Source organism: Blastococcus sp. TF02-09 (assembly GCF_003319105.1).
Lineage (GTDB): Bacteria > Actinomycetota > Actinomycetes > Mycobacteriales > Geodermatophilaceae > Blastococcus.
The window spans coordinates 43,447-65,378 of the sequence record NZ_QOHH01000007.1; the positions used below are offsets into that span (position 1 = coordinate 43,447).

Consider the following 21,932-nt stretch of genomic DNA (forward strand, 5'->3'; position numbering starts at 1 on the left):
GCCGGTCCGTCAGCCGGTCACTCGAAGTAGCGCCGCGGCGCCTCGACCAGCATCTGCCGGATCTGCTCCTCGGTGACGCCCCGCTCCCGGAGCAGCGGCAGCACGTCCTTGCTGATGTGGGTGAAGTTCCAGTTCGGCGCGATCTGCTCCTTGGCCGCCTGCGCCTCGACGCCGGGGAAGTAGTCGATGTAGCAGCTCGCGTCGTGGGCGAGCACCATCCGGTCGGCGTAGCCGCGTCCGGCGAGCGCGACGATCGTGTCCACCCGCGACGTCGTCGGGTTGTAGATGTCCAGGCCGAAGCGGTCCATGCCGAGCAGGCAGCCGGCGTCGGCCAGCTCGCTCAGGTAGTCGAGGTCGTTGCTGTCGCCGGCGTGCCCGATGACCACCTTGGTGAGGTCGACGCCCTCGTCGCGGAACACCTGCAGGGCCAGCCGCCCCGCCTGGTTGCCCACCGACGTGTGCACGGTGATCGGCGCCCCGGTGTCGCGATGGGTGGCCGCGCAGGCGCGCAGGTTCCGCTCCACGCCGAGGGTCAGGCCCTTGGCCTCCACCACGCACTTGAGGAACGCCGCCTTGACGCCGGTGTTCGCGATGCCGTCGCGGATGTCGCGGGTGAAGTCGTCGACCATCGGGTCGCGCGGCAGGTCGAGCAGCAGGCCCGGGCCGCGGTGCTCGTACTGGTGCGGCAGCTCGTCGTAGGTGTACAGGCCGGTGGCGACGATGATGTTGAGGTCGGTCTGCTCGGCGACCCGCTGCACCCGCGGGATGTAGCGACCCAGCCCCCACACCGTCGGGTCGAGGATCGTGTCGATGCCGAGCGCCTTGAGCTCGTTAAGCTTGGTGACCGCGTCGGCCACCCGCTCGTCCTCGTCCCACCAGTCGCCGTCGCCGTAGTTCTGCAGGTGCTCGGTGGAGAGCACGAACACGTGCTCGTGCATGAGGGTCGGCCCCATGTCGGCGGTGTCGATCGGGCCACGGACGGTCTCGACGGTGGGCATGGCTTCCCCTCGGGTAGTTGGGCTGTCGGGCTCAGCGCACCGGCTGCCAGTCGGTGCCCTCGCGCAGCGTCGGCTTGAGCACCTTGCCGCCGGGGTTGCGGGGCAGCGGCTCGGAGCGGACGACGACGTACTGCGGCACCTTGAAGTCCGCGAGCCGCTCCTTGGCGAACGCGATCAGCTCGGTGGCGTCGAGCGAGCTGCCGGGCAGCGGGACCACGACCGCGCCGACCTTCTCGCCCATCATCGAGTCGGCGACGCCGACGACGGCGACCTCACCCACGGCCGGGTGCGCGGCGAGGGCGTTCTCCACCTCGACGCAGTACACGTTCTCGCCGCCGCGGTTGATCATGTCCTTCTTGCGGTCGACGATGTAGACGCGTCCCTCGTCGTCCATGCGGGCCAGGTCGCCGCTGTGCAGCCAGCCGTCGACGAACGTCTCCGCCGTCTGCTCGGGCTTGCGCCAGTAGCCGGCGACGACGTGCGGGCCGCGGATGAGCAGCTCCCCCACCGCGGTCTCCGGATCGGGCGCCTCCACCTGGACGTCGACCACCGGGGCCGGGTAGCCGACGGAGTCGGCGTGCTCGGCGGCGTCCTCGTGCGGCAGGTAGGTGGAGACCGAGGAGGTCTCGGTGAGCCCGAAGCCGTTGCCCACCCGCGCCGTCGGGAACGCCTGCTGGAGGCGGTGCACCAGGTCGGGGGCGATGGGCGCGCCGCCGTAGCTGAGCGACATGACCGAGCTCGTGTCGATGTCGGCGAAGTTCGGCTGCTGGAGAGCCAGCCAGTAGATGGCCGGCACGGTGGTGAGGACGTCGACGCGCTCGTCCTGGATCGCGCGCAGGAACGCCTGCACCTCGAACGCGGGCATGATCACCGACGTCCCGGCCACCGCGGTGACCACCAGCAGTTGGGAGTTGCAGCCGGTGACGTGGAACAGCGGCACGGATATCAGCGTGGTGCGGGGCTCCCGGCCGAGGTTCAGGCAGCGCAGGCAGGTCTCGATGTTGGAGATGTAGTTCTCGTGGGTGGTCATCGCACCCTTGGGGAAGCCCGTCGTGCCGGACGTGTAGAAGATGCCGGCCAGGTCGGTGTGCGCCTGGTCGGTGGTCTCCAGCGGCTCGCCGTCGGGCAGGGCGGCGCCGGGCTCGAAGACGAAGGCGGCGCCGGAGTCCTCGACGACGTAGCGGACCTCGGGTTCGGCGAAGCGGGTGTTCACCGGGACGACGACGGCGCCGGCGAGCAGCGTGCCCCAGAACGCGTAGACCCAGTCGTTGCCGTTGGGCAGCCGGTTGGCGACCCGATCGCCCGGCTGCACCCCGCCCGCGCGCAGGCCACCGGCGACCCGGGCGGCACGGTCCCACAGCTGCCGGTAGGTCGCCCGCTCGCCACCGAGCTCGACCAGGGCCTGGCCGTCCGGGCGCCTGTCCACCGCCGACCGCAGGACCTCGGGCAGGTTCCGCGGCAGGTCCCGGTAGCGGCGGATGCCGTCCGGGCCCTCCTCGATCCCACTGCGGTCGAAGGGGTACGGCATGCCGACCTCCGTGACGTCGTCGTCCGGTGCTGGTTCCCGGAGTCTGTCGTCGGGGAGGCCGCGCGTCCAGACCAGCGCGACGCGGGCGCTCAACTACCGGCAGTCCGCCAGCAGCGCCTGCAGTTGCGCCCGCCCCTCGTCGGCGAAGACCAGGTCGTCGTGCTCGGTCGCCCAGGCGATCGTGCTCACGGCCGCACGCGCACGGTAGACGCGCAAGAGGTGGCGGGTGCGGTCGTCGATGGGCCGGCCGTACCCGGCCAGGAAGGCCTGCTGCAGATCGGGTCGACCGCTCCACTCCCGCGCCTCGAGCCGCTGCAGGTCCACCCACCACGGCTCGACGTCACAGGCCCCGAAGTCGATGAGGCGGACGTGACCCGCATCGTCGACCAGCCAGTTCCGCTCGGTGTTGTCCCGGTGGGCGGGGACGCCGTCCACCGGGCCGAGGTCGGCGACAGTTGCCGCGATAGCCCGCGCCCGGCCAAGATCCGAGGCGTCGACCAACGCCGCCGCGCGCTCGGCCCAACCGTCGAAGCTCTTCAGGAGCTGCTGCGCGTAGTCCGGCAGAGGCTGCGGCGGCGCGCTCTCGTGCAGCCGGCGCAGCAGCCGCCCCGCACGCTCGTGGACAGCCGGCTGCTCGGACCACCGCGGGCTGCTGGCCAGGTCACCGGGCAGGAACGTCACCACCAAGACCTGCGCGGTCTCATCGAGGTCCAGCAGTTGCGAGGCGTCGCCGGCGAGGAGCGGGGTGAACTCGCGGAGCGCCCGCACTTCGCGGGCGAACGTACGGGGTGAGCGCACCCACTTGACCACGACGTCTCCGGAGCCGGTGCGCACCCGAGCCACACACGCGACTCCCCGTGCGGCCAGGTCCACTCCTCGACCAGCTCGACCCGGCCGTACCGGTCGGCGGCGATCCGGAGCAGCTGTGACGTCCCTGGCTCGGAGCAGGTCACCACCCGACCCTAGCCAGCTGGGGACCGCTTCGGTGCCCAACGTCCTGCCTCAGCGTCAGGGTGCTGAGCACCGACTCGAAGGCCGACGGCGCGACAAAGCCGTTGTCGTGGCTGGACGACGAGGCACGAACGCTTCTCCAGCGTGCACGCCGACGTCATCCAGAAGGGGATGAGCAAAGGCTTCAGCGGCTTTCCTCGGTGGAATCCGGGCAGCCCTCGACGGAATGGACCTGCTGGTCGAGGAAACTTTCCGCCCAGTTGGCTTCGCGGAGAAGGCGAGGAATGACAACGCCAGCCAGGAGAATCACGAAGGCCAACAGGCACAGGCGCAGCAGATCCTGGGCTAGTGCCACCTGACCGATCAACACGAGGATGACGAAGAGCATCGAGAGCGCCGAGCGCCGCTGAAGTTCCAATTGCCGCGCAAGGCTCACCGCGAGGTCCAGATGAGCGGGATCGAGCGGCTCGCGTCCTCAAATCTCGCGGACCAGCTCCTTCCGCTGCCCGGAGGTCAGCACGCTCGCCGGCATGCGCCAGCCTGCCCCGAACAGTCCTGCTCGACCGAGCGACACGAGGGAGGCGACACCACCTACCGCACCGATTCCGAGGAGGGTGAAGCCGACCGCGTACTGCCATGAAGCAGGCTCGTTCACGTCAGTGGAGTGCCAACCAGCGGCAGTGCCGCTTCCCAGGGCCACGCCGACCACACCGACGGAAAGCACCGTTCCGGCGGCGATCAGCCAGACCGCCCTCCACTGCTCGCGCTGGCGTGCTACTGCGGTCGGCGTCGAGCGATTATTCAGGATGGAGTCCGCTTCGGCGCAGCGCTCATCATCGGCGCTAGCCACCGTCATAGTCTTCCACGCGTCACCTTGTCGTCCCGGCGGACACGAATCAATTCCCCCAGCGCGAGGGAGAGCGCTTTAAGTGGAGCACTCGGCAAGCTGGATGCACGGGCGATCAGCAAGCTCGATTTGCATCGCATGTCATCGCGCTGGAGCCAACCCCCATGGTTCTCGACCGACCCGACCCGTCGCAACCATCACAGCTGTCCTGCCGCGGCAAATATCATCGCGAATGCAATTTCGGCCCGCCTCGTCGGTAGCGGCGCTCTCCGTCGCGTGGGGCGGCGTCCCCGCTGGGACGTCAGCGACGCGTCCCGGTGCGGGCAGCCCCGTGGATGCGGTACCGGCCGGCGACGCGTCGTCACCCGCCCACGTTCCCGCGGGAACGTCCCGACCGGGCGTTCCCGCGGGAACGTCCGGCCCGAGGCGTGCTCGTCCTCGTCGCACGGTGACCATCGGCCGGGGGCGGGCTCGGCACCCGGGACCTCTGCCCCTCCCGCCGGACCGCGACAGCACTACCGTCGTCCTCGGGCGCCGGGTCGCCGTCGTCCGGACGCCGGTCTCCGTGGCCGGCCTCCCTCGGGAGTCGTCATGACCGTTCCCGTCGATCGGCCGCCCGCCGCGGACGAGCAGAACCGTCCCGTCGCCGAGCACCCGGACCCTCCGGACCGGAAGACCACCGCCGAGAAGCTCGGCATCGAGGACCACATGGTGCTGCTGCTGGCCGTCGTGGCGGCCTGCGTCCTGCTCGCCTTCACCGCGAAGATCCTCCTCACCGCGCTCGGCGGGGGGACGGACTACGTGCCCTGGGGCGACTGACTACCGAGGGCGCGAGGCGGGGCAGCGATCATGGCGCGGAGCCCTAGCCCTCCGGCGTCAGCTGTCGACGTAGCGGTCGCGCTCGACGACGAACTGACCGGTCGCGGTGTTCGCGTCGATGAACTCCGGCAGCAGCGGAATCCGCACCGTCACCGTCACGCACACCGAGCGATTTGCTCCGGCCCTACCCAGTCGGCGGAGTGATTCGATATATGAACACGGCAGAGTCGTCGTACGTGCGGTGGCGGTGATATTTGCCGTCAGATGTGAGCCAGAACTCCACACGCACATGATCCCCAACGTCTCCTGGGTCGTCACACGACCACGTCAGTTCGACATCACTCCCGATGACGCTTTGACGGGTTCTCAGCCCGACAACCAACTCCCATTGAAGGGGGCGCCCTTTGGGATCAGTGGCCCTGCATTGATACGCGACCGAAGTTCCAAAGGGCAGAGACATGCCCGTATGACAGGTACCACCGTCTAGAGCAGTCGAACCGGTGGTCGTCTTGCCGAACTGGTCGGTGATCGACTCGATGCGGGGGTAAAAGTCACCGCTCGGGTCTTCGCTACTCATGTATACCGCCACTCGATTACGAAGCTCGCCAGCTATTCCGGAGAGTAGGTCTGCTTCGAATGGAAGCAACTCTCTGCTATGCCCTACCGTGTTGCGCAGGTTCTCCATGCGACGCAAGAGAGCGCCAGTGTCCGCCTTCTTGCCCAAAGCGCCGGAAAGATGGGTCCAATGCTTCTCCGCTATTTCAACCAGTTCGTAGAACTCTGCATAGGCGAGCAAGTCCTGCGGCACCGCAGCGACACCCTTCTTGCCACGCTTCGCTTCCTCATCAGATCGCCGCGATAGCCACTTCTCTCGTTGCTCTTTTTTGCTGATGCTCTCTAGCCAGCCCGCGCCCAGAGCGCGGGGGAAGGCCGCTGACATGAGCTGGCGCAACGCCTGTTCCCCTGTAGCGAGGGCTCGGCCGGAGTCCATTGCAGGCACCAATGCTGTCTACCGCAGCAAGCGCAACTCGGCTAGCCGACTACCCGTTGCCCTCTCGGCAAACGGGTCCAGCGAGTCGGCGGTCTAAGCGGAGACGCCATGCATGTCCTCAACGGTGGCGTTGACGGCCAGCGACCCGAGGCCCTTCGGAGCCGGTGCGAGGAGGAGGTTGCCGAAGAACGCGGCGCCGGCCGTGCGGGCGATGTCTCGGGTCAGGCCGAGGCTGACCGCCGGACGCGAGAATCGGCGTGGTCAGCTACGACCGACCGCGCGGGGCGATGAACACCCGCCCCGGCTCGTTCACCCAGATCTCCTCGACCTCGGGGTCGTCGAGATAGCCCTGCAGCGGACCGAAGCCGGCCACCCGGTCCAGCACGTCGCGGACGATCGACGCGGCGGCGCCGATCGGCGACAGCGCCGAGGTCAGCTGTCGACGTAGCGGTCGCGTTCGACGACGAACTGGCCGGTCGCGGTGTTGGCGTCGATGAACTCCGGCAGCAGCGGGATCCGCACCGTCACCGTGACGCAGACGGAGAACTCCTCCCCCGGCGTCAAGGTCGGTGAGTACGAGCCGGCCGCGTCGCAGTCCGAGCCTTCCGGCGCGTACTCCACCCGCACGTCGGTCGCCTCGACCGACTGGTCCTCCACCGCCAGCTGCGCGGCCCGCAGCGCCTGCTCCTGCCCGGTCACCGGGTCGGACGCGGTGCCCATCGCCCGGCCCGCCTCGCGCGCGGCCGCCGTCGCCGCGAACACCCCGCGCTGCACCGCCGAGAACCCGGCCACGATGTAGACCAGCGGCACGAACACCACCAGCGCGATGAACACGAACTCCACCAGCGCCGACCCGCGCTCGCCGTCGACCTGCCCGAGCCGGGCGCGCAGCCACCTCACGCGCCCTCCTTCACCGCACGACCGGTGACCTCCAGCGGCAGCAGGTTGCCCAGCGCCGAGATCAGCGAGGGCACCGACCCCGAGCAGCGGACGACCACCAGGGTCAGCCCGCTCGGGTCGGTCTCCTCCGCCGACGTGCACGCCAACCCCTCGGCGGTCCGCTCGGTGGTCGCCCGCGCGACGACCTCCACCGTCCGCGCGGCACCCAGCGACGAGTCGACGTCGGCGTTGGCCGCGAACCGGGCGCCTTCCTGCGCGCTCGCCGTCACCACGTTGCGGACGTGCGCGTAGACCGCCACCTGCAGCACGGCCAGCAGCAGCGCGACGATCAGCAGCGAGACCAGCACGAAGTCGACGACGGCACTCCCCCGCTCACCGTCGTCGTCCGGGCGGGACCGGCTAACCGGCACTCGTGACGGAGGTGAGCGCGTTGCTCACCGCGTCGACGATCGCCGTCCGGAAGGGGATGAGGATGGCCAGCACCAGTGCCGCCGTCATCACCGTGATCATGACCCAGCCCGGGACGTCGCCCCGCTCCGGATCGTCGGCCTCCAGCCGCGCGGTCAGAGCCGCCAGGGCCGCGATCAGGTACGCGAACGGGCGCATGGTGCGTCCTTTCTCCGTGTCCACCGGCATCACTGCGCCAGCGAGACGATACTGATCAACCCCGGGAACAGGGCGAAGAGAACGGTGACCGGCAGCACCAGGAACACGACCGGGACCATCATGGCGATCTCCTTGCGGCCACCGGCCTCGAGCAGGCGGCGCTTGCCGGCCTCCCGGACGTCGGCGGCCTGGGCGCGCAGCACCTCGGCCAGCGGGGTGCCCCGCTCGATGGCCACGAGCAACCCGTCGATGAAGCGGGCCAGCGCGTCCACCGAGGTCCGGTCGGCCACCTGCTGCAGCGCCTCGGTCAGCGGCACACCCGCTCGCGCCCGGCCCAGCGCGTTGCCGAGCTCTCGGGCGAGCTCGCCACCGGAGAGCCGGGTGACCCGCGCGATGGCCGCCGTCGGGCTCTCCCCCGCCGTCACCGCGAGCGCCAGCAGCTCGGCGACCACCGGGAACTCGGCCAGCAGCAGTTCCTCGCGGCGGTTCACCTGCTGGGTCAGCCACCAGTCGCGGCCCAGCACGCCGCCGACCAGCCCGGCCACGCAGAGCAGGAGTGCGCTCAGCACGTTCAGGCTGCCGGCCGCCGCGGAGCCGACACCGGCCACCAGCACGCCGCCGAGCAGGCCGAGCCCGCCCCACACCACCTGCTCGACGCGGAAGTCCTCGACGGTCATCTCGCCGCCCAGCGCGTCCAGCCGGCGGCGCACCGCGGCCCGTCCGCCGAGGAAGCGGTCGACCAGCCGGGCGCCGTCGCCGATGGCCGGGCCGAACACCCGCCGGACGGCGACCAGCAGTCCGGGCTCGGTGACGGTGCCCAGCAGCCGGGACGGCGGAGGGGTGTCGTGCACGTAGGGCGCGAGCCGGTCGACCAGCCGCACGGCGCGGAACGGCGGCGCGTACCGGACCGCGAGGATCAGCCCGGACGCCGCGGCGAGGCCCAGCAGCATGCCGAGCAGTCCGGGGCTCACTGCAGCACCCGCACGTCCTGGGGCAGCCGCCCGATCCGCAGCATGAGCCGGTAGGCCACCAGGCAGACGGCGCCGCCGCCGAGCAGGATCACCGTGCCCAGCGGGGTGTCGTAGGCCGACAGCGTCGTCGACTGGGTGGCCAGCAGCAGGAGCACCACCCACGGCGCGGCGACCGCCAACCGCGCGGCCGAGACGACCCAGCCCTGTCGGGTCTCCAGCTCGGCGCGGGCCCGGGCGTCCTCGCGCAGGAACGTGGCCAGGGTGCGCAGCACCCGGCCGAGGTCCGTGCCACCCACCTCGCGCGCCACCCGGAGCGTCTCCACGATCCGGTCGCCCACCGGGTCGGCGAGGTCGTCCTTGAGCCGGTCGAGCCCTTCGCTGAACCGGCCGCTGGAGCGGTAGTCGGCGGCGAACCGGGTGAACGGCGGGCGCAGCACCTCCGGGCCGCGGGTGCCGAGCGCCGCCAGCGCCTCCGGCAGCGACATCCCGGCCCGAACGGCCGAGGAGAGGTTGTCCACCACCTCCGGCCACACCTCGCGGAGGTCGGCCTGCCGCTTCGCGGCCAGCCGGCGCACCTGCGCGTACGGCAGCGCGAACCCGAACAGCGCGAAGGCGAGGCTCACCGTCACCGTGCCGGTGGTCAGCAGGACGACGACCAGCACGAGCAGCCCCAGCCCGACCTGCAACGCGATGAGCTGCGCGGCGTTGATGCCGGTCAGCCCCGCCGCGCCGAGCAGCTGCTGCGTCCGGCCCGGTCACTTCGCCGCCGTCGACCGCTGGGGTGCCCGCGGACCGCTGCGCCAGATAAGCAGCAGCCCCAGCCCGAACAGGAACCCGAGCAGCGCGCCGGACTCCGTCATGCCAGCAGCCCGGCCAGGTCGAACCCGCGGGCGGTGAACCGGTCGGGGTGCGGCGGATAGCCGTCGGCCCGCACCAGCCGCCCGTCCCGGCTGGTGAAGATGTCGGCGGTCTCGATGACGCCGCCCTCGGCACGGCCGGGCAGCGCCAAGATCTCGCGCACCCGCCGCTGCCCGGAGGGATCGGTGCCGACGTGCACCACCAGGTCGACGCTGGACGCCACGGTGGGGACGACGAACGCCGTGCCGATGTTCTCCCCCGCCAGCAGCGGCAGCGTGCACATCTTCACCACGGCCTCGCGGGCGCTGTTGGCGTGCAGCGTGCACATGCCGGGCAGACCGGAGTTCAGCGCGATCAGCAGGTCCAGGCACTCCTCCTGCCGCACCTCGCCGACGACGATCCGCGAGGGCCGCATCCGCAGCGCCTCCTTGACCAGCCGGCGCAGCGGGATCTCCCCGGCGCCCTCGAGGTTCGGCTGGCGGGTCTGCATCGCCACGACGTCGGGCAGCGGCACCCGCAGCTCGAAGACCTCCTCGCAGGTGATCACCCGCTCCTGCGCCGGGATCGCCGCGCACAGGCAGTTGAGCAACGTGGTCTTGCCGGCCTGCGTACCGCCGGACACCAGCACGTTGAGCCCCGCCGCGACGGCGGCCTCCAGGAACCGCGCCGCCTGCACCGTGATGGTGCCCAGCGCGATCAGCTCGTCCAGCGAGTGCGCCTGCAGCACGAACTTCCGGATGTTGACCGCCATGTGCCGGCGGGTGATGTCCGGGATGACCACGTGCAGCCGCGACCCGTCGGGCATCATCGCGTCGACGAACGGCGTCGACATGTCGATCCGCCGTCCCGACGTGCGCAGCATCCGCTCGACCAGGTCGGCCAGCTCACCGGGCGCGAGAATCGTCGTGGTCAGCTCCGACCGGCCGCGCCGGGCGATGAACACCCGCCCCGGCTCGTTGACCCAGATCTCCTCGACCTCGGGGTCGTCGAGGTAGCGCTGCAGCGGACCGAAGCCGGCCACCCGGTCCAGCACGTCGCGGACGACGGACTCGGCGTCGTCGATCGGCGGCAGCGCCGAGGTCAGCGACCGCTCGGAGTAGTCGGCGACGACGTCACGGACCAGCAGCCGCACCGGGCCCGGGTCGGTGAACGGGTCCAGGCCACGGCGACGGATGAGCTCGCGGACCTCGCCGTCCACCACGTCCAGAGCGCTCGCCACGGCGGGACTGTAAGAGAACGGATCGGCCCGAGGCGGGGCTCAGCAGCCTTCCTGTGGACGACGGGGGGCCAGGTCCACCCACGCGGGTGAACGTCCGACCCGATGCTGGGTCAGCCCCCCCGAACGGACCGCCGCGCGCACGCCCCAGCCGGTGACGGTGTCGGCTGCCCGGCGCCACAGCGGCCGCCCGTGGCGCTCCAGCCGCGCCAGCCGGGCCTCGAGGTCTGCGACCCGCCCCGCATCCGAGCTCTCGACGTGCGGACGGGCAGCCATCGCGGCCAGGCCATCGGTCAGTCCGGCGACCACGCCGGCCGCATCCTCGGCGGACAGCCGCGCCGTGCCGACGCACGTTCCGCCGCGCCACAGACTGAGGACGGCCACCCCCTCCTCGACGTGCGTCGAGACCCGGATCGACCGGCCTTCACCGCGGGCGTCCGCTGCCCAGTGCCCGTGCACGGGCAACGCGACCACTGTCATCGCCTCAGCGGGCGTTGGGTAACCCGGTGACTACTCGTTGAGGTCTTCGGCGAGCCGCCGGGCGGCCTCGGTCTCGATCGGACCCTCGGGCTCGATGTCCTCGCCGGCCAGACGGGCGGCCATCAGCCGGATCATGGCCACGTCGATCATCGCCTCGGCGTGGGCGGTCTTGCGTTCACAGTCGCGCGCCAACCGTCTGCACCTCGTCAACCAGCCGAAGGTTCGTTCCACCACCCAGCGGCGGGGCAGCACCTGGAAGCCTTTCACGTCGGCGTTGCGCGGCACGACCACCAGCTCGATCCCTTCGTGGTGCTCGGCCCAGCCGATGAGGCCTCGATCGACGGTGTTGACGTAGCCGCCGTCGACCCAGACCAGGCCCAGCTGCGGATGCTCGGCGTGCACGCCGGTGAGCAAGAGTTTGGCGCCGGCCCGGTCCTGCACGCCGGCGGCGTGCACCACCCGGTGCAGCAGCAGCCCGTTGGTGTCGACCAGCAGGTGGCGCTTGCGGCCGCGGACCCGCTTGCCGGCGTCGTAGCCGTTCGCCTCGCCGCCCTCGGCGCTCTTGGCCGACTGGGAGTCCAGCACCGCCGCGGTGGGCTGGGCGTCGCGGCCGTCGCGTTGCCGGACCCGGTCGCGCAGCGCCGCGTGCACCTGCCGCCAGGTGCCATCGGCGGCCCAGGCGCGAAACCAGCGGTAGGCCGCGTCCCAGGGTGCCAGATCGTGCGGCACCAGCCGCGAGGCGCAGCCGGTGCGCAGCACGTACAGGATCGTGTCCAGGACCAGCCGCCGGTCGTACTTCAACCGCCGCCCACCGTGCCGCGGGTTGACCACCGGCAACAGCGGCTCGATCTGCGCCCACTGCGCATCGGTCAGCGACGTGTCATATCGGGAAGAGACCGCCGGGCCCGGCGGACATGTACAGACACACATCCGCCCGGACCATCACCGCGGCACCGCGGCAGACCAGCCGCAACGCCGGTCACCGAGCACATCGACTCAGGTCGTCACGATCTGACCCGGACCGGTTACCCAACACCCTCTGAGGCGCTGACGATTGAGTCAATGTCGGCCTTCGCGACCTTATGGCCGGGACCGTAGAACTTGCACTGGATGGCTGTCAGGCCATCGCCGTCCCGGTTGGCGGCCACCAGATCGATTCCGGTGTTCGGGCGGCCGTCCCGCCCTGGCCAGTCCGACCAGAGCCAGACGTCGGTGAACCGAGCAGTCCACTCCGGGTCGTTGGTGAGGTAAGCGTGGATCAGCCGCTCGAACCGATCGCCCTTGTCCCGCTCGTCCAGGGCCGTGGCCCGCAGCTCGTCCAAGACAGCTTGGATGGTCTCAGTCACGCTTCGCATCCTGCCCGACGGCACCGACGGACCGAGTTGCCCCGCCCGACAAAGCACCGACGGTCGCGGTTAGTGACGCCGGCCCTAACGGGACACTCTGCGGCCCCTTGGAGGGCGGCGTGTGGTGTCAGCGCCCGACGTACTGCTGGAGAAGATCGTGCAGCGAGACTCCCTCCACCTCTGTGCGCAAAACTCGGGCTCCGCATAAGGGTGGCGGCACCGGTATTACTCGTACTCTCCGGCCCTACGACAGTGGCTGGGTAGCCAGGACCCGCTCTCCGCGGCCGGCGGTAGCAGCCGGCAACCCTCCGTGGGCGTAACAAGATTCGGCACATGACGACATGTCAGAGAGGGCCACTCGGGACATCCTGCCACCTCCGCAGCGCCAGCACGCCAACATAGAGACACCTGGAAACCCGCACTGCATTATCAAAGACCCATCGGGTGCGACGCAACCAGACCCGCTACTTCGCGAAGTGCTGCAATTGTCTCGGATACGTCATAGGCACTACGGGTCACCGAGTACGCGGTGAATTCCCCTCGTTGATCATTCACCTCTACATCCCCCTTTACAATCGCCCATGAGTCACTTCCGCCGTTCCACGCGTCTATCCAAACCTCGACCGTCCACACCACCAAGCTGCCATCTACTCGCTGCGCCGCCACAAACGCAGAAGCGCCACCGCCGCTCCCATCAGCAAGGCCCGTAAAAATAGATGTTCCGATGCGCGGGCTACTTTGACCTATCTCGAACTGATTGCTATTCGACACTCGAATGCTTGAGTAGAGGCGACCCAGAGCACCGTTGATTGTCAAGTCGGCGATGCAACGGAATAGCAAGGAGCTGCCTGCCAGGTCCGAGCCCGACTGGCCATTCGCCCCGGCGCCGCGCGACGTCAAGACGGCTGGTTCTGGATAATGAGATGGCTTATCGCTGTGACGGCCTGTCCGTCACATACGACATCCCCACAATTCGGCCCTGATGGTCGTTCGAGTGTGCGTCTCATAGTTGCCCGCCCTAAAGATTTGAAGGATTGTGATTGTTGCATGCATGTAAATCAGCGTTCCCTCATCGGGATTCCAAGGCAGACGCCCGTGTGCCGTATGGTAATTGGGATACCGGTTTCTCAATCCGCCATCCCTTCGGTCTCGTCCGACGCCGAACGAGATACTCCCTCTGATGACGGTCCTGTCTAGCTGTAGACCGGGCAAAGCAAGAGCCGCCTTCGTTAGTGATGCACGAAAGGCCCAATTGCCGTTATCCCTGTACAAGGTGAAAGCGCCCAAACCACTCGACGACGTCTTGGTGAATGAGCGACACTTAGAAGCTCGTCCGTCGAGGTCCTCCGTGTTGATCGGATCACCATATGTATAGACGTAGCTATTTGCACAACCTCCTGGAAGGCTGTCTCTTGTCAAGAAGCGACCGAGATTGGGCGCATAGAGCCGCGCCCCCATGAGCAACAGCCCGGAGTCATCACGGGCTCGCTGAGCTCCGCCGAGCCAGCCATGCTTTATGCCGGCCGTATCTGGGGGCGGAGCGACTTGGTTCCCGAACTCGTCATAATCGTGCCAGGCGTCAATTCCTACCGCCACCGCGCCAACGGTCTGCAGCGAGACTTTAGCACTTGTGTCTCCATGAAGATTATGGAGGTGGACACTTACCACACTGCCAGAGACTTCTACAGCCAATTCTTGATTGATTGAGGATCCGTATCGGATGGTCGTGGTAGCACCGTCAACATTCGTCGTAGCCCAACCGGGGTTGTCCGACTGATTCGTGTAATGACGGACGAGGTTTTCCGTGACGATGCCCGCGCTGTCGGTCTTGGTGGCCGTGGCGCGACGACCAGCTGGGTCATAGGTGTACTCGGTTGTGGCGCCGTTCTGACTGACCGAGCGGGCAGCATCCGAATCGTCATAACCTACGGTTAGCGCCCCAGCCTCCCGACTGGGAGCATCTGTGCCAGGCACAACAATTTGGCGTCCGAGCTCGTCATAGACGTGGCCTCCAGCCCCACTAGAGCCAGACTCGACGCGGTCAGCGGAGTCATAGGTCCAGCTGCGAGTCGTCGGCGAGTCGGTCGTGCATTCCCCGTCAGTCCCGGAAATCGTCGTTGCCAGGGCGGTGCGATTGCTATTGCCGTCAAGGTCATAGCTGCGGACCACGCACGGAGTAGCAGAGCCGATCGAGATATCGTCAGACACCGGATCTCCAGCAGCAGCTGCAGTTCGGTCGGTGACGGTGATCAAGCGGCTGGCTCGGTCATAGGTGTACGTGCGGGCGTAAGCATTCGCACCCACTGTGCCTGCGGCAGGGTCAGTCGCAGTGTTGAAAACGGTGCCTCTGGGAGTGCTTTCTGCAACAACCCTACTAGCCACGTCGACAGCTTGGCTCCAAGCCAGCCACGTTTCATGTCCGTCATCGGCCGGCCCGGCATAACTTAGACCAATCGCGTTGCCGACCTCGTCGTAGGCCGTCTCCTGAACAATTCCGCCTGGCAAGTCTTGTTGAACCAGCCGACCCGCTGCGTCGTACTCCCCGGTGATCACGCCGCCACCGGTGACCTCAATCTTCGTGGGTAGGCCGCGGCGCTCGGAGTCGCTATCGTAGGTATAGGTGGTAGTGCCGGTGGGATCAACTACCTCGGCGACATGACCTGAGCTAGCATAAATTGTGCGAGTCACTTCGCCACCCCTATCCGCGTAGCGGATCGTGCGGCCCCAAGCGTCGTACTCGCTTTCAATGCGGTCGATCTCGTTATCTGCGCCATCCATTGAGGTAATGCCTGTGGCCAATCCTGTCGCCTCGTCATAAAGCACACGGGTGGCTGGGACCGGCTTAGAAACGCCCAGTCCAGTCACGGTAGTTGTGCTGACATCTTTTCGACCGTCGTCCAGATAGGCCGTACTGTTCGTACGCGTAACGCCACCAGAAACCTCTACGACCTCCGAGGGAGCCAGAAGCATGGTGTAGCCGGTTGTGTGAAGACCCGAAACGGTGGGGGAGCTTTCCGCTGATCCGGTGCGGCAGGGAAGTCCGGCCCACTGCGGCGCCAGCCCGCAGGCACTGTTCAGACTGTTTGCGGCCGCGGTGTAATAGGTAGTGATGGTCGTGCCTGCGTCGGTTCCGGACGACTTAGGTTGGCGGGTTTCGATCACTCGGCCGCTGTCGTCGTAGCGAGTCTTGCTTGTGATGTTGTTGGCGGCGCTGTCCATAACCGTGGTGCTGGTGGTCGATGCGCCGAGCACCCAGCCGGAGGTGACGCCGGTGACCGAAGCGCCGTCGATAGGGGCATAGCCGGTAAGGGTTTGGCGCACAACAGGCTCCCCAGACGAGGAAGGAACGCTCGGGTCTGAGGTGCCGGTGTCAGAAGCAGCCTGGGTCAGGGTTACGGTTGTGGGAAGCCGCCAGCCCAAGCCAGTCGCCGGGTTGACCCCAGCGTTTGGCGCCCCCTGGTCGTAGTCCACGTGGGTGTGAGGGCGGACGCGGTCACCGTTTACGCCGACCTGGCGGGCCGGTTCCCACGTATCGGTGATGAGGGTACCTGCCGGGATAATCACCGTGCCCGCAGCAATAGCACCGCCGCCTGGGCCGGAAGCAGCGCTGGTTGTCGCAATGTCGGGGTTGTAGCGGGTAATGGTGGCATAGGAATCAGCGTCGGCAAGAGGGGTGCCCGCGGGCAGATTGCTCTCGTCGGCCGCTTGCCGGATGAGCGCAATCGCACCGGGTGCAAGTTCGCGAACAACACGGCCGCCGCCGTCGTACTCGGTGGCGGTGAGCTGCCAGTCTCCAGCGCCGTAGCTTGCGGTGTTGACCGTGTAGCCGAGAGCGTCGGTGTAGTACAAATCGGCGTAGGGCCAGTCTGCTGCAGCAACCGACGTTGCTGTCGACGTATTGACCGGATGCCCGGCGTCGAACACTGCCGCCCCATAGGTTGGTGCCTCGGTTTGCCCCCACATGGCCACGGCAGATGCCCGCATGTCGGGCAGGCCAGATGATGACATCGTGCCATTGATTCCGTAGACGCAACGGGACTGCACGGTAGCCGGTCCACTGCCCAAGGCGGGATCGCGGGACACAGTGAGCAGCCCGTGGCTGCCCTGGGAAGTGGCGCCGTAGCCGAAGGTCCACTTGGCCTGCCCTGATGGGGTGAGGCTGGCCAACAGCGGTGTCGTCGACCCTGCCGGGGCGTCGCTGTAGCCATAGCGGGTGGTCAGGTCGGATCGAGGGTCGGTGACCGCGGTGAGCTGCCCGGCGGAGTTGTAGGCGTAGGAGGCCACCTGGACCGAGTCCATGCCGGCACCGCCGGCCTTGTCCGGGTTGTAGGCCTCGTACCAGATTCCCTGCACCTGACCGATGTAGTTGCCGGCGGTGCTATCGGTTGCCGTCGTGGCCGTGGCGTAGGAGATGCGCAGGGCGCGGCAACCGGGGTTCAAGGCGCCGGTGGCCGGGCAGGTCACCCCTGGTTGGACAGCCCCGAGGATGCGAGTGACCCGCCCGGCGGAGTCGTGGCTGAAACTGGTGGTACCTGCCCCGCCCGGTTCAGTGACCGCCGCCGGTGCCCACCCGCTGGGCTTGCCCGCGGAGTAGGACAAGCGGGACCACGTGGTCACTGTGCCGTCGTCCTGGGTCAGGGTGATGGTCGCGGACGAAGTATCGCCGGTGAGGGTAAGAGTGCCGCCATAAGTGCGGGTGTCTTCATCGACGGGGGCGTAAGTGCCGGTTGCGTCTTGCACCTTGCCTTCGCCCGGCTGCCGGTACACCAGGGTGGTGCCGTTACCGTCGACCAGAGCGATGGTTCCGTCGAGGATGGTGTTGTCCACCACCATCAGACCAGCCAGGCCGACGTCGGGCCCGTCCAGGTTGGCGGTCCAGCCGGGGCCGAAGACAGCGTTGGTGGCGTCGGCTTCGCCCGCGAACGAGGCATAGGACCGGGAGATCGACAGGTCGCCGGTGTAGCCCGGCACCACCACGTCAGTGGCGTCGATTGCCAGTTCGCCCGTCCACAGCGACACCTCACCGGGTCCTGCGTCGGCGGTCGGGAACCCGTCGCCGAATGCGTGTGGCACGCGCAGCACAGAGGTGCGCGTTGCCGTATCGCCGGTCCGAGTGCAGCGCGTGATGCCTGAATCGGAGTACGCGAAACACACTTGCACGTCCAGGAGCACCGGAACACGCTCCTTGCCGAGGTCAGCCGCGGCCGCGGCCGCCGACCACGCCTGCGACACCGATACCGTGTTTCCAGCGGCCACGGCAGGTAGGACGTCGGCCCGCGTCCACCCCGTGGTGGACCCAAGGGTCGTGCTGAAATTGGCCGGCTCCGAGGTCCCGGCGGCCCGCCAATAGATCGACGGGGTCACCGTTCCGGTGCCGGCGGGTGGCGCAGAAGCCCTGATCGTGACCGTGTCGGTGGACTTCGCTGACGATGTCGGGCTAGTGAGGCTAGCGCCACCGGCGCCGAAGTTGAAGGTCGTGGCTCCAGAGATGTTGCCGGCTTTGTCGATCGCCCGCACGTCCAGGGAGTGCGAGCCAGTGGCTGCCCACGACAGTGTGGCCGTCGGCGGTGAGCCGGCCGCGGCGACCGTTACCCACGAGCCACGGTCCTTGGAGTACTGAAAGTTCACGACGTCGGTGGAGGTGCTCTTGAAGGTGAAGGTGTTCGACGCTGGCGCTGGATCCTTCCAACCGCCACTGGTATAGCCGGTGGACACGATCGTTGGTGTAGCCGGTGCGCTGGTATCGACGATGAAGGTCCACGGTGCCACAAACGATTTTGAGGTCAACGACCCGTCGTTGCTCCAGGCCCGCACGGCATAGCTGCGACCGTTTACCAGCGCCGGCGTAGAACTGCCTGGCGTGAAAGTAGAGCGTCCTCCTGATGCGACGGTGGAACCGGCGAGCTGATTCCAGGTGGCAGTGGTGCCGTCGAGTAAGGAAAACAGTCCGCGGACGCTGCCCCCGTCAGCATCGGTGACCACCGCTGACAGCGTCGGCTTTGTCGTCGTCGCGTACAGCACTCGGTTCGGGTCGCTGCTGCTGGGATACCAGGCGTACTGCCCGGGCGTCATCGAGGGGCTGGCCGGGGTGTTCGGGTACGAGTTGTAGGTCACCCGCAGGTGTGGCTCCGCCGGGTCATCGGCGCCAGGTGCGTAGTTGGCCGAGCGATACCTACGCCACGAGTTGCCGTCCGTCTCGTCAGCGGCGATGATGCGAAACCCAAAATTTGCCGACGGGTTGTCCGCCCAGTGCTGCACGATTGGCGTCACCGGGAAAAGGGCGTCTCTCTCGCCGACCATACACCGGGGCTGCGCGCTGTACGCCGGGGAGTAGGCGCCCTGACCGGATGTAGTCGCCGACGGCTGGGCCGCCCAGGTAACCGCGGTAGCCTCCCAGGCTTGCGTCACCCGTTGGGCCAGCACACTGGCGGGGGTGCAGCCGAGTCCTGAGTAGAAGTTCCTCAACTGCAATCCCGCGCTGAGGATCTTCTTGCCATTCAGCGCATCAGTCGGCACCTTCAAGAACGAACGCGCCCGATTGGCCCCGCCGTCGTAGGTGCCGGCCCTCAGCTCCAGGGAACCCGCCTGAGAACTTGTGTAGCCGGTCTGGGTCCAGGTGTCGGAGCTGATCAATTTTGACCAGGCCGGGTCAATCGTCACGGGGTACTGGGTGTCAGGATCGGCCAGAAAGCCAGCATCGGCAGTCAGCACCAAGACCGGACTGGTCGCTGGCCCCTCCAGCGATGTCTCGAGCGGCACAATTCGGGCCGGGTCACCCGATGCTTGATCGACCTGCGTGTCCCACATCATCGGACGCGGCGCGTAGAAGACGACCTTCCCCGCCTCGTCGCGGACAAAAATGCCGCCGGACTCCGCGTCCACGGTGGCCGCCAGCCCTTCGGACAGAGTTAACGGGAAACTCAGTGTCACGTCACCGTCCGGTGGCCCGTTGAGGACCACTGAGTGCGTGAATCCGTCACTCGATGCCGCGACCTGGACATCCGCGCCCGTCGAGGCCGATGGCTCCTCGCCCTCCGGCGATTCGGCTGCCTCTGTCACGCCAGTGACGTCCTCAGCAGCGCCGGGGTAAGTCGCCACCTCATCCTCCAGCACCGGCGCCGGGAGATCTCCCTCCCAGCCCAGTTCCAGCGAGGCGGGCTCGCCGGCGGAGTTCACTGACGTCAGCTCCGCCAGCGGAGCTCCGCCAGCATCACCACTGTCAGCACCGTTGGAGAAGACCACTTCGGCCGGGCCAGCTGCTGGCTCGATGCCCTCCTCGGTCTTCGTAAGGGACAGATCTGCGTTCTCCCACTTCCCGGACTGCTCGTCCCGCGCAAAGACGGGCGCCGAATAGGAGTCCATCGTCTAGGTGCCATCCGCGTTGGCCCAGACTTTCGTGGAAGCTGTCCGCTGGGACAGGTCCTCCACCGGATGTCCCTGCACCCTCGCCGTCAACGCCGCCGAGACCGAATCCGGTCGCTCGGTGATGTTTGGGTCGGCCCCCTCGACCGCCGGCGTGTCAGGTGCCGCAGAAGCCGACGGCACTTGCAGGCCGACCGCCACTACTGCACATGAGGTGAGCACTGCGAGGTTGCGCACCCGTCGCAGCACCAGCCCTCCCTCCACCTTGGTGGGAACGAGGTGCGAGATACCTCGCCGCCGCCGATCACGCGGCGGTACAGCTACACCGGGCACCACTGAGGACCACCGAGGAGACACCGAAACCACCGTTCGCCAGAAGCGTCACGTCCGCGCCGCTCCGACAGCCACGAGGACAAAGCGGAATGTAGGGGTCGCAGGCTCGCGGCAGTAGCCCGATTCACACTGAAAAAAAGGGCTGCACTCCCATGAGCAACTTGCGCCCCAGGCGGCACACAGGCCCCTTGTGCAGCCTCGGATGCTGCAGACCGGGGGCGCTGAACCCTTCGCAGAAAAGAGTCCCGCTGGCTCGAGAAAGTTGACTGTGCCTCTGGTGACGCAGTCACCCAGGCACATACGTCAAGGGAATTGCATCGGGGGAGGGTCGCCTGAAGTGGTGTAGATCGGGTCCCCAGTCTTGATGGCCGTGGCGGTCACCGACGTGAAGTGGCTTGGCGCTACCCAGGGGAGGGTCCGGCCGGGACGCTCGACCCCTCCTCCCCGACGGTCAGCTCGCCGCAGCGCATACCGCAGCCGGTGGTTTGCAAGGTGGTGCATCTGCGGTAGAAGCAGCGGCTGGGTCCGGTGGCGACCGCCGTCTCGACGGCGAGACCGCCGCCACCGCCCACGCGCTCTGAGCCAAGCACGAGACTCTTTCGCGAGCCACGGCATCACCGTCGAGCGCGCGCTGACCGACAACGGCAGCGCCTACCGCGGCCACGCCTGGCGATGTAAGCATCGACGACTCGACCGCCGCCTCCGGCCGAGGACTCGCGCGATGCACGACCCTCGGCCTCTACGGCGACGGAGGGCGCCCGCCGTCAGCCGGCCTCGGCGATCCGCCGGATCGCATCGAGCGTCTGCGGGATGCCCGCGTGCGCCGCCCGGGTGCGGTCGGCGATCTGCTCCTCCGCGGCGTCGCCGTAGCGCTCGTGGAAGAACGCGATCCCGTCCGGGAGGAACTCCCACGACTCGGTCAGCCGCGTGCCCTCGTCCACCGGCTCCATGGCGAAGCTCCACCGCACGAGCCGGCCGCCGACCAGCCAGGCGAACTCGCGGCCCCGGTCGGCCGCCACCACCTGGCTGCGGGTCTCCCAGGTCCGCGCGGGCGTCTCGTTCCGGCCCGTGAACCAGGCACCCACCCGGGCGCCGTCGCCCTCGTCCCACCAGCAGGCGCGGCACTGCGGGCTCCACTCCCCGGTACGGGTCACGTCGGACACCAGGTCGTACACCGCCTCCGGCGTGGCACGGACGACGACCGACGACGAGTACGCGAGGTTCTCCACCGCCGCAGTCTGCCCTGGTCAGGAAGGCCGTGTCCCGTCCGCGCGGATCAGCACCCGGCCGTCGGGGTCCTCCACCGTGTAGTGGATGGTCTGCATCCGGATCCGGCCGTCCTCGATCAGGTACGAGTCGGCTCCGTCGCGGATCCGGAACGGCCCGTCGTCGACGGTCCACTCCAGGAAGGCCAGCCGCCCCTCGACGAGCCGGTTGACGTAGGTCCACCGCCCGCTGGGGATCTCGGCCATCAGCTGGCGGGCGAGCTCGCGGATCCCGGGGATGCCGCGGAACACCCCGCGCCCGGTGAGCACGACGACGTCCTCGGCGACGTTGCGGGCCAGATCGGCCTCGAACCCGTCCGGGACGGACGCGAGGCGGAGGTGGTCCTCCAGCACCTCGCGCGCCGAGCGCGCCGCCAGGTCCTGCGACTGCGCACCGGTCACGGCGACCTCCCGGGTCGGTCGGATCGCCTCGATCGTCCTCCTCCGCCCCCGCGGAGCGG

At 68.2% G+C, this 21,932-nt stretch carries 19 protein-coding genes and 1 pseudogene; 2 read left to right on the top strand and 18 right to left on the bottom strand.

What is annotated here, in order from left to right:
* Nucleotides 1-17: 17 nt before the first annotated feature.
* The 5 genes from DQ239_RS12010 to DQ239_RS12030 form a co-directional block, all read right to left on the bottom strand.
* Complete coding sequence (locus tag DQ239_RS12010) at nucleotides 18-998, bottom strand: phosphotriesterase (RefSeq protein WP_113834664.1); 981 nt, start codon at nucleotides 996-998, stop codon at nucleotides 18-20.
* A 31-nt stretch (nucleotides 999-1,029) separates the two neighbouring features.
* Nucleotides 1,030-2,526, bottom strand: coding sequence for an AMP-binding protein (locus DQ239_RS12015; RefSeq protein ID WP_113834814.1), 1,497 nt, complete (start codon nucleotides 2,524-2,526; stop codon nucleotides 1,030-1,032).
* Between the two features lie 93 nt (nucleotides 2,527-2,619).
* A complete protein-coding gene (locus DQ239_RS12020; protein WP_113834665.1) occupies nucleotides 2,620-3,369 on the bottom strand; it encodes an aminoglycoside phosphotransferase family protein in 750 nt (249 codons plus the stop codon).
* 292 nt (nucleotides 3,370-3,661) lie between these two features.
* The gene (locus DQ239_RS12025; RefSeq protein WP_113834666.1) at nucleotides 3,662-3,913 is read right to left on the bottom strand and encodes a hypothetical protein; all 252 of its coding nucleotides are present in this window, start codon (nucleotides 3,911-3,913) and stop codon (nucleotides 3,662-3,664) included.
* 39 nt (nucleotides 3,914-3,952) lie between these two features.
* A complete protein-coding gene (locus DQ239_RS12030; RefSeq protein ID WP_147252098.1) occupies nucleotides 3,953-4,327 on the bottom strand; it encodes a hypothetical protein in 375 nt (124 codons plus the stop codon).
* A 588-nt stretch (nucleotides 4,328-4,915) separates the two neighbouring features.
* Between DQ239_RS12030 and DQ239_RS12035 the strand changes: the two genes are divergently transcribed.
* Entirely contained in the window at nucleotides 4,916-5,143 is a 228-nt protein-coding gene (locus tag DQ239_RS12035) for a hypothetical protein (RefSeq protein ID WP_113834668.1), read from the top strand.
* A gap of 184 nt (nucleotides 5,144-5,327) precedes the next feature.
* Here DQ239_RS12035 and DQ239_RS20630 read toward each other — a convergent pair whose 3' ends face one another.
* The 11 genes from DQ239_RS20630 to DQ239_RS12095 form a co-directional block, all read right to left on the bottom strand.
* Complete coding sequence (locus DQ239_RS20630) at nucleotides 5,328-6,143, bottom strand: hypothetical protein (RefSeq protein ID WP_199582967.1); 816 nt, start codon at nucleotides 6,141-6,143, stop codon at nucleotides 5,328-5,330.
* Nucleotides 6,144-6,566: 423 nt separating this feature from the next.
* Nucleotides 6,567-7,034: a hypothetical protein gene (locus DQ239_RS12050; RefSeq protein WP_113834670.1), complete on the bottom strand. Its 468-nt coding sequence runs from the start codon at nucleotides 7,032-7,034 to the stop codon at nucleotides 6,567-6,569.
* A complete protein-coding gene (locus DQ239_RS12055) occupies nucleotides 7,031-7,444 on the bottom strand; it encodes a TadE/TadG family type IV pilus assembly protein (protein ID WP_113834671.1) in 414 nt (137 codons plus the stop codon). The genes DQ239_RS12050 and DQ239_RS12055 overlap by 4 nt, the downstream gene beginning before the upstream one ends.
* Nucleotides 7,434-7,640: a hypothetical protein gene (locus DQ239_RS12060; RefSeq protein ID WP_113834672.1), complete on the bottom strand. Its 207-nt coding sequence runs from the start codon at nucleotides 7,638-7,640 to the stop codon at nucleotides 7,434-7,436. Before DQ239_RS12060 ends, DQ239_RS12055 begins: the two co-directional genes overlap by 11 nt.
* A 29-nt stretch (nucleotides 7,641-7,669) precedes the next feature.
* A complete protein-coding gene (locus tag DQ239_RS12065; protein ID WP_199582944.1) occupies nucleotides 7,670-8,611 on the bottom strand; it encodes a type II secretion system F family protein in 942 nt (313 codons plus the stop codon).
* On the bottom strand, nucleotides 8,608-9,297 hold the full coding sequence (locus tag DQ239_RS12070) for a type II secretion system F family protein (RefSeq protein ID WP_233489126.1): 690 nt from the start codon (nucleotides 9,295-9,297) through the stop codon (nucleotides 8,608-8,610). The genes DQ239_RS12065 and DQ239_RS12070 overlap by 4 nt, the downstream gene beginning before the upstream one ends.
* Before the next feature lie 170 nt (nucleotides 9,298-9,467).
* Entirely contained in the window at nucleotides 9,468-10,688 is a 1,221-nt protein-coding gene (locus tag DQ239_RS12075) for an ATPase, T2SS/T4P/T4SS family (RefSeq protein WP_233489128.1), read from the bottom strand.
* A gap of 39 nt (nucleotides 10,689-10,727) precedes the next feature.
* Entirely contained in the window at nucleotides 10,728-11,165 is a 438-nt protein-coding gene (locus tag DQ239_RS12080; RefSeq protein ID WP_113834673.1) for a hypothetical protein, read from the bottom strand.
* A gap of 30 nt (nucleotides 11,166-11,195) precedes the next feature.
* The gene (locus DQ239_RS12085) at nucleotides 11,196-12,095 is read right to left on the bottom strand and encodes an IS5 family transposase (protein ID WP_199582945.1); all 900 of its coding nucleotides are present in this window, start codon (nucleotides 12,093-12,095) and stop codon (nucleotides 11,196-11,198) included.
* Nucleotides 12,096-12,190: 95 nt separating this feature from the next.
* Complete coding sequence (locus DQ239_RS12090; protein ID WP_113834674.1) at nucleotides 12,191-12,511, bottom strand: hypothetical protein; 321 nt, start codon at nucleotides 12,509-12,511, stop codon at nucleotides 12,191-12,193.
* 951 nt (nucleotides 12,512-13,462) lie between these two features.
* Nucleotides 13,463-19,873 (bottom strand): DNRLRE domain-containing protein, encoded by a 6,411-nt coding sequence (locus tag DQ239_RS12095; protein WP_113834675.1) that lies wholly within the window; start codon nucleotides 19,871-19,873, stop codon nucleotides 13,463-13,465.
* An 878-nt stretch (nucleotides 19,874-20,751) separates the two neighbouring features.
* On the opposite strand from DQ239_RS12095, the pseudogene DQ239_RS20945 reads away from it, so the two are divergent.
* Nucleotides 20,752-20,879, top strand: a pseudogene (locus tag DQ239_RS20945) (IS481 family transposase); the annotation flags it as partial.
* Nucleotides 20,880-20,970: 91 nt separating this feature from the next.
* Here DQ239_RS20945 and DQ239_RS12100 read toward each other — a convergent pair.
* Nucleotides 20,971-21,435 (bottom strand): SRPBCC family protein, encoded by a 465-nt coding sequence (locus tag DQ239_RS12100; protein WP_113834676.1) that lies wholly within the window; start codon nucleotides 21,433-21,435, stop codon nucleotides 20,971-20,973.
* An 18-nt stretch (nucleotides 21,436-21,453) separates the two neighbouring features.
* Nucleotides 21,454-21,873, bottom strand: a complete 420-nt coding sequence (locus DQ239_RS12105) for a nuclear transport factor 2 family protein (RefSeq protein ID WP_113834677.1) — start codon at nucleotides 21,871-21,873, stop codon at nucleotides 21,454-21,456.
* Between the last annotated feature and the right edge of the window lie 59 nt (nucleotides 21,874-21,932).

What these genes read in the sequence shown, in the direction of transcription:
- DQ239_RS12015 (WP_113834814.1), bottom strand. Translation starts at nt 2,526, where the DNA reads ATGCCGTACCCCTTCGACCGCAGTGGGATCGAGGAGGGCCCGGACGGC.
- DQ239_RS12060 (WP_113834672.1), bottom strand. Translation starts at nt 7,640, where the DNA reads ATGCGCCCGTTCGCGTACCTGATCGCGGCCCTGGCGGCTCTGACCGCG.
- DQ239_RS12035 (WP_113834668.1), top strand. Translation starts at nt 4,916, where the DNA reads ATGACCGTTCCCGTCGATCGGCCGCCCGCCGCGGACGAGCAGAACCGT.
- DQ239_RS12010 (WP_113834664.1), bottom strand. Translation starts at nt 998, where the DNA reads ATGCCCACCGTCGAGACCGTCCGTGGCCCGATCGACACCGCCGACATG.
- DQ239_RS12085 (WP_199582945.1), bottom strand. Translation starts at nt 12,095, where the DNA reads ATGTGTGTCTGTACATGTCCGCCGGGCCCGGCGGTCTCTTCCCGATAT.
- DQ239_RS12080 (WP_113834673.1), bottom strand. Translation starts at nt 11,165, where the DNA reads ATGACAGTGGTCGCGTTGCCCGTGCACGGGCACTGGGCAGCGGACGCC.
- DQ239_RS12095 (WP_113834675.1), bottom strand. Translation starts at nt 19,873, where the DNA reads ATGGACTCCTATTCGGCGCCCGTCTTTGCGCGGGACGAGCAGTCCGGG.